Source organism: Acinetobacter sp., from assembly GCF_036659555.1.
Taxonomy (GTDB): domain Bacteria; phylum Pseudomonadota; class Gammaproteobacteria; order Pseudomonadales; family Moraxellaceae; genus Acinetobacter.
Genome location: NZ_JAVXCI010000001.1, coordinates 82,148 through 89,040, shown reverse-complemented (window position 1 = coordinate 89,040; position 6,893 = coordinate 82,148). Strand labels below are relative to the sequence as shown.

General features: G+C 48.9%; 7 protein-coding genes. All 7 read left to right on the top strand.

The annotated features are described in order from the left end of the window. The coding region (gene rimO, locus RSA72_RS00485) for a 30S ribosomal protein S12 methylthiotransferase RimO (RefSeq protein ID WP_332632619.1) at positions 1-1,315 on the top strand (1,315 nt) is incomplete at its 5' end. A gap of 48 nt (positions 1,316-1,363) precedes the next feature. Further along, positions 1,364-2,092 (top strand): UMP kinase, encoded by a 729-nt coding sequence (gene pyrH / locus RSA72_RS00480; RefSeq protein ID WP_332622593.1) that lies wholly within the window; start codon positions 1,364-1,366, stop codon positions 2,090-2,092. A gap of 77 nt (positions 2,093-2,169) precedes the next feature. Then, on the top strand, positions 2,170-2,724 hold the full coding sequence (frr, locus tag RSA72_RS00475; protein ID WP_332622586.1) for a ribosome recycling factor: 555 nt from the start codon (positions 2,170-2,172) through the stop codon (positions 2,722-2,724). A gap of 6 nt (positions 2,725-2,730) precedes the next feature. Beyond that, positions 2,731-3,483 (top strand): polyprenyl diphosphate synthase, encoded by a 753-nt coding sequence (gene uppS, locus RSA72_RS00470; protein ID WP_332622587.1) that lies wholly within the window; start codon positions 2,731-2,733, stop codon positions 3,481-3,483. A 3-nt stretch (positions 3,484-3,486) separates the two neighbouring features. Next, positions 3,487-4,311 carry a phosphatidate cytidylyltransferase gene (locus RSA72_RS00465; RefSeq protein ID WP_332622589.1) on the top strand — a complete coding sequence of 275 codons (825 nt, stop codon included), beginning with the start codon at positions 3,487-3,489 and terminating at the stop codon, positions 4,309-4,311. After that, positions 4,312-5,508 carry a 1-deoxy-D-xylulose-5-phosphate reductoisomerase gene (gene ispC / locus RSA72_RS00460; RefSeq protein ID WP_332622590.1) on the top strand — a complete coding sequence of 399 codons (1,197 nt, stop codon included), beginning with the start codon at positions 4,312-4,314 and terminating at the stop codon, positions 5,506-5,508. Between the two features lie 4 nt (positions 5,509-5,512). Continuing rightward, positions 5,513-6,868: an RIP metalloprotease RseP gene (gene rseP, locus RSA72_RS00455; protein WP_332622592.1), complete on the top strand. Its 1,356-nt coding sequence runs from the start codon at positions 5,513-5,515 to the stop codon at positions 6,866-6,868. The last annotated feature ends 25 nt before the right edge of the window (positions 6,869-6,893 follow it).

Genomic DNA, 6,893 nt, shown 5'->3' with positions numbered 1-6,893 from the left:
TTTAGGTTGTCCTAAGGCATTGGTAGATTCTGAACGAATTTTAACTCAGTTGAAAACTGAGGGTTATGATGTAGCATCGGATTATGACGGTGCTGATTTAGTAGTTGTAAACACTTGCGGTTTTATTGAATCTGCAGTGCAAGAGTCTTTAGACGCCATCGGCGAAGCCATGAGCGCAAATGGCCGTGTGATTGTAACAGGCTGCTTGGGAAAAGACGAAGACAAAATCCGCCAAATGCACCCGAATGTGCTGAAAGTCACGGGCGCAGCGGCGTATCAGGAAGTCATGGAAGCGGTGCACCAATACGTGCCTGAACCGCCAAAGCACAATCCATTTGTAGACCTTGTTCCTGAGCAGGGCATCCGCCTGACGCCAAAGCATTATGCTTATCTGAAAATATCTGAAGGCTGCAACCACCGCTGCACATTCTGCATTATTCCAAGCATGCGCGGTGATCTTGTATCGCGTCCAGTCGGCTCGGTTTTAAATGAAGCGCAGGCGCTGAAAAAAGCCGGCGTTAAAGAAGTACTCGTTATTTCCCAAGATACTTCTGCTTACGGCCTGGATACCAAATATAAGCTGGATTTCTGGAATGGCCAGCCGGTTAAAACCAAATTTTATGATATGTGCGAAGCGCTCGGCCAATTAGGCATCTGGGTGCGCCTGCATTATGTCTATCCTTATCCGCATGTCGATGCGGTCATTGACCTGATGGCGCAGGGCAAAATCCTGCCGTATTTAGACATTCCTTTTCAGCACGCCAGCCCGCGCATCTTAAAACTGATGAAGCGGCCAGCCCACAGCGAAAATACCTTGGAACGTCTGAAATTATGGCGCGAAAAATGTCCTGAACTGGTCATCCGTTCTACATTTGTGGTCGGCTTCCCGGGTGAAACTGAAGAAGATTTCGTCATGTTGCTGGACTGGCTGAAAGAAGCGCAGCTGGACCGCGTAGGCTGCTTTACCTATTCGCCGGTTGAAGGCGCGACAGCAAATGACTTGCCGGATCATGTACCTGAAGACATTAAGCAAGAGCGCTATGAGCGCTTCATGGAAGTGCAGCAGGAAATTTCCGCAGCCAAGCTGCAGAAGCGCATTGGGCAAACCATGACTGTGCTGGTCGATGAGCTTGAAGAAGAGTTCCCGGTAGCAGTTGCGCGCTCTTATGCCGATGCGCCGGAAATTGACGGCAACGTTTTTGTTGAAGATATCGATAAGTCACTGATTAAAGCCGGTGATTTGCTTGAGGTTGAAATCACCGATGCAGATGAGTATGACTTGTTTGCCAAGCTGATCCGGATCAAATCTGCTTAAAGCCTTAAATGCATAAAAATTAAATATTGATGAATTGGAGTAATGATGATGCTGGATTCAAAAAAACCGCGTTATGAACGCATTCTGCTCAAGCTTTCCGGTGAGGCGCTGGCAGGCAATAAAGACATGGGGATTGATGCGCAAGTGCTCGACCAGATGTCTTTGTCGATTGCTCATCTGGTGGGTTTAGGCGTTCAGGTCGGCATCGTAGTTGGCGGCGGCAACTTGTACCGCGGCAGCCAATTGCAGAAAGACGGTTTAGTTGGCCGCGTAACAGGCGACCAAATGGGCATGCTGGCAACCGTAATGAACGGCTTGGCGCTGCGTGACGCATTGGTGCGCCGCAATATCAAAACCCGCTTAATGTCAGCTTTGCCGATTGGCGCTGTGGTTGAGTCATATTCCAGCCGCGATGCAATCCGCCACTTGACGCAAGGCGAAGTCTGCGTATTTGTTGCAGGCACGGGCAACCCGTTCTTTACTACAGATACAGCAGCCTGCCTGCGCGGTATTGAAATTGAAGCCAACCTGATTTTGAAAGCGACTAAAGTTGACGGCGTATATAATAAAGATCCAAGCAAATATGATGATGCAGTGAAATACGATGCATTGACTTTTGATCAAGTGCTTGATGAAAAATTAGGGGTCATGGATTTAACCGCAATCTGCCTGTGCCGTGACCACAATGTGCCGCTTCAAGTCTTCGATATGAATAAGCATGGCTCACTGCTTTCAGTGGTTATGGGTGAAAAAGAGGGTACTCACGTTACCAAGTGATGACGTGAGCCTGAAAGCTCTTTATACTGCAAGCTATTTTATAATTACACCCTTTAAAATTAAGTAAGGAAGATCATATGATTAACGATCTTAAAAAAGACAGCGAAGACCGTATGAACAAGACTTTAGAGTCTTTAGAACATGGTTTTGCCAAAGTTCGCACAGGCCGTGCGCACCCATCTATCTTAAATGGTGTAATGGTTTCTTACTATGGTTCAGACGTGCCGCTGAATCAGGTGGCGAACGTGGGCGTTGAAGATTCGCGTACACTTTTGGTTCAGCCATTCGAACGCTCTATGGTTTCTGCGATTGACAAAGCCATCCGCGAGTCAGACCTGGGCTTGAACCCGATCACTGCTGACGCAATCCGCGTGCCGATGGCGGCGCTGACTGAAGAAACCCGCCGCGATATGCAGAAAGTTGCGCGCAACGAAGCTGAAAACGCTAAAGTCGCTATCCGCAACATCCGCCGTGATGTGCTTGGCGACATTAAAGCTCTATTGAAAGAAAAAGAAATTTCTGAAGATGAAGAGCGCCGCGCAGGTGATGAAATTCAGAAAATCACCGACAAATTTGTTGCTGAAGTGGAAAAGCGCCTGGCTGCAAAAGAAGCTGAATTGATGAAGGTCTAAGCTTTAATGACCTCATCCGAAGAAACTTCCCGTCTTCCAAAACATGTTGCCATCATCATGGATGGCAACAACCGTTTTGCCAAAAAAAATCAAATGCAGAAAGGTGATGGGCACCGTGAAGGTAAAAACGTCCTTGATCCGATCGTCGAGCATTGCCGTTCTAATAATATTCAAGCTTTAACCGTCTTTGCCTTTTCAAGCGAAAACTGGAACCGCCCTCAGTTTGAGGTCGACTTGCTGATGAAGCTGCTGGAAGAAACCATTCTTGAGCAGCTGCCCCGCATGGAAAAATTCAATATTGCCCTGCGCTTCATTGGCGACCGCTCGCGCCTGTCTACGCAATTGCGCGACTTGATGTTGCATGCAGAAGAAAGGACTGCTAATTTCAACAGCATGACCTTAATCATTGCAATCAGCTACGGCGGCATGTGGGACATGGCGCAGGCCGCCCAGCGGGTGGCTGCGGATGTTCTGGCGAAAAAAATAAATCTGGATGCAATTGATGCCGATGTGTTTGGTCAATATGTCAGCTTAAGCGATTTGCCTCCGGTGGACTTGCTGATCCGCACAGGCGGCGATTTCCGCCTGTCGAATTTTCTGCTGTGGCAGGCAGCTTATGCAGAGCTGTATTTTACAGAAACATTGTGGCCTGAATTTACCGTTGAAGAATTAGATGATGCCTTCGCCGTCTTTGCAGGACGCGAGCGCCGTTTCGGTAAAACATCAGAACAAGTTCAACAAAAGCAACTCGAGAATTAATAAATGTTAGAGCGGATTATTACCGCATTGGTTTTAGTAGCAGTTGTACTGAGCTGTATGTTTGCTACACAGTCACACTATCCAATGTTTGTGCTGATGATCATTGCAGCAGGGGTTGCTGGGTATGAGTGGCTAAAGCTTATGCCTAGAAAATCAAAAAATGCAATTAAGCCTTTGGCTTGGGGCTATGGCTTGGCTGTGGCGGTTGTGTCCGCTTTAGCCCTGCATTACAGTGATGTGGCGCTGCTGCTGTGGGCTGCTTCAATTTTTACATGGCTGTTGAGTGTATATTGGGTCAAGTCCTATCCCGATTACGACGGCTGGTATAATCCGACGCTGAATTTTATTGGGCTGGTGCTGATTTCAGCCGCAGTGACGGCAATTTTTGCAGTCTGGCAAAGCTCCCCTTGGTGGCTGATGTACCTGTTCCTGCTGGTTTGGGGTGCAGACAGCGGCGCATATTTTGTCGGACGCAAGCTGGGCAGGAAAAAACTTGCGCCGGATGTCAGTCCGAATAAGTCTGTCGAGGGGCTGTATGGCGGCATTGTGACGGCAACAGTTATTATTGTTGCGGTTGAAATGCTGTACTTGAAGCTGAGCCTGGCGGAACATATTCTGTTCTTAATTCTTTCAGTTGTTACGGTGTTCAGTTCGGTTTTGGGTGACCTGTTTGAATCCATGATCAAGCGCCGCGCCGGCATAAAAGACTCCGGCCGCATCTTGCCGGGCCACGGTGGCGTGCTTGACCGGATTGACTCTTTGCTTGCCGCGGCTCCGATTTTTGCAGCCGGCATGTATGTTTTAAAACTTATAGGCGTAGATTTATAGATGTCACAGTCTGTTTGCATATTGGGTGTTACCGGTTCTATCGGCCGAAGCACCTTGAAAATTCTGGACTGCCATCCCGAAGAGTATTCTGTTTTTGCAGTCACGGCGCACAGCAGAATTGCGGAACTGGCGGAAATTTGCAAACAGTACCGGCCCAAAGCCGCTGTTGTGCCGCCGCATAAAGTGGATGAGCTACGCCAGCTTTTAGCCCGTGAAAATCTCAATGATATTGAAATTCTGCAGGGTGAGGCGGGTTTAATCGCGGCTGCATCCCATCCGCAGGTAGATGCGGTGATGGCGGCCATTGTAGGCGCTGCTGGCCTGCTGCCGACATTGGCTGCGGTGAAAGCCGGCAAGCGCGTGCTTCTGGCCAATAAAGAAGCCTTGGTTATGTCCGGCGATATCATGATGCAGGCGGCGCGTGATCATCATGCTGTGCTGCTTCCTGTCGATTCTGAGCATAATGCCATCTTTCAGTGCCTGCCCGAAGGCTATTTTCAGGCAGAGCGCAATGGCCAGCCGAAACTGGGCGTATCGCGGATTCTGCTGACGGCTTCAGGCGGCCCGTTCCTGAATCATACGCCGGAGCAGCTGCAGGCGGTAACGCCGGCGCAGGCCTGCAAGCATCCCAACTGGTCAATGGGCCAGAAAATTTCAGTAGATTCAGCAACTTTAATGAATAAAGGGCTGGAACTGATTGAAGCTTGCCATCTTTTTGCAATTTCAGAACATTTTGTAACAGTGGTTGTTCATCCGCAGAGTATCATTCATTCTATGGTTCAATATGTGGATGGTTCAACTTTGGCGCAAATGGGCAACCCTGATATGTGTACGCCAATCGCGCATGCTTTGGCATGGCCAAAGCGCATTCAGACGCATGTGCCTCCTCTGGATTTATTCACGCATTCGCATTTGAATTTCCAGGAGCCGGATACAGGGCGTTTCCCCGCGTTAAAGCTTGCGCGCCAAGCCATGCAGGCGGGCGGTTTGGCTCCTGCAATTTTAAATGCAGCCAATGAAATCGCAGTGGCTGCTTTTCTGCAGAATCAGATCGGATTTACCCAGATTCCGCAAATTGTTGAAGCAACCCTCAATCAATTGGAAAATAACGCGGCGGACAGTATTGAAGCTGTTTTGCAGGCTGACCGTTCAGCGCGCTCCATCGCTCAGCAGTTTGCAATGAATAAAGGAAGCTGAAACTATGAATGCCTTGTTTATGATTCTTGCAGCCGTTTTACTGCTGGGGCCGCTGATTGCAATTCATGAGTTTGGCCATTACATTGTTGCGCGTAAACTGGGCGTTAAAGTTTTAGTCTATTCTATTGGCTTTGGCCCAACCTTGCTGAAATGGACATCCAAGAAATCCGGCATTCAGTACCAGATTTCCGCATTGCCTTTGGGCGGCTACGTAAAAATGCTGGATGAGCGTGAAGGCAATGTGCCTGAGCAGGACTTGCCTTATGCCTTTAACCGTCAAAGCCCGTGGAAAAGAATTGCTATTGTGGCAGCGGGGCCGCTGATTAATTTGGCCTTTGCTGTGGTGCTATTCTGGATTTTACTGCTTCCGGCGCAAGAACAGCTGAGCACCCGGGTCGGTAAGGTTTTGCCGAATACTCCGGCTGCGGCGGCGCAGATGCATGCAGGCGATAAAATTACCGCCATTGACGGCATGCAGGTTTCAACCTGGGAAAAGCTGAATTTTGCCTTGGTTGACCGCGCCGGTGAAAGCGGCAGCATCACGGTAACGGCAGACCGGGCCGGCGAGCAGAAGGCTTTCCAGCTTCCGGTGCAGAACTTTTTAACAGATCAGTCGCAGTCGCCTTTGGATGTTTTGGGCTTTACGCCTTACCGTCCGCATCTGCCTGCAGTGGTTTCTAAGCTCAGCGATGGCGGCGCGGCGGCGCGCCAGGGCATGAAGGCAGGCGATAAAATTATTGCGGTCAATGGCGTCAAAATGAATGACTGGTTTGATGTGGTGCAGGTTGTGCAGGCATCACCGGAAAAACTGCTTAAAATTGATGTGCTGCGGGGCAATCAGCAGGTTCAGCTTGAAGTGATGCCTCAGGGCAAGCGCGACAATATGGGCAATGTGACTGGCGTCTTGGGCGTGCAGAGCGACCCGGGCAAAGTGACAATCCCGGCAGAATATAAACAGACAATACAATATTCTCCAGTCGAAGCGTTTACAATGGCGGTGGATAAAACTGGACAGATTTCCAGTATGATTCTGAACTCCATTGTCAAAATGTTTCGGGGCCTGATTGGCTTGGATAATTTATCAGGGCCGATCACCATTGCGAAAGTCGCGGGTCAAAGCGCGGAAATGGGCTGGCAGACTTTTATTTCCTTCATGGCGCTGATGAGTGTCAGTCTGGGAATTCTGAATCTGCTGCCTATTCCAATGCTGGATGGCGGACATTTGGTTTACTATTTTGTTGAATTAATTCGTGGTAAACCTGTTTCTGAACAAATACAATTGGTTGGACTGAAAATTGGTATGGTACTGCTTGGCAGCATGATGCTGCTGGCACTTTTTAATGATTTTATGCGGTTATAAAACAGCGTAGAAGATGGAATAAATT

Excerpts from the sequence above, each read along its gene's own strand:
- frr (WP_332622586.1), top strand. The coding sequence starts at position 2,170 with ATGATTAACGATCTTAAAAAAGACAGCGAAGACCGTATGAACAAGACT.
- ispC (WP_332622590.1), top strand. The coding sequence starts at position 4,312 with ATGTCACAGTCTGTTTGCATATTGGGTGTTACCGGTTCTATCGGCCGA.
- pyrH (WP_332622593.1), top strand. The coding sequence starts at position 1,364 with ATGCTGGATTCAAAAAAACCGCGTTATGAACGCATTCTGCTCAAGCTT.
- RSA72_RS00465 (WP_332622589.1), top strand. The coding sequence starts at position 3,487 with ATGTTAGAGCGGATTATTACCGCATTGGTTTTAGTAGCAGTTGTACTG.
- rseP (WP_332622592.1), top strand. The coding sequence starts at position 5,513 with ATGAATGCCTTGTTTATGATTCTTGCAGCCGTTTTACTGCTGGGGCCG.
- uppS (WP_332622587.1), top strand. The coding sequence starts at position 2,731 with ATGACCTCATCCGAAGAAACTTCCCGTCTTCCAAAACATGTTGCCATC.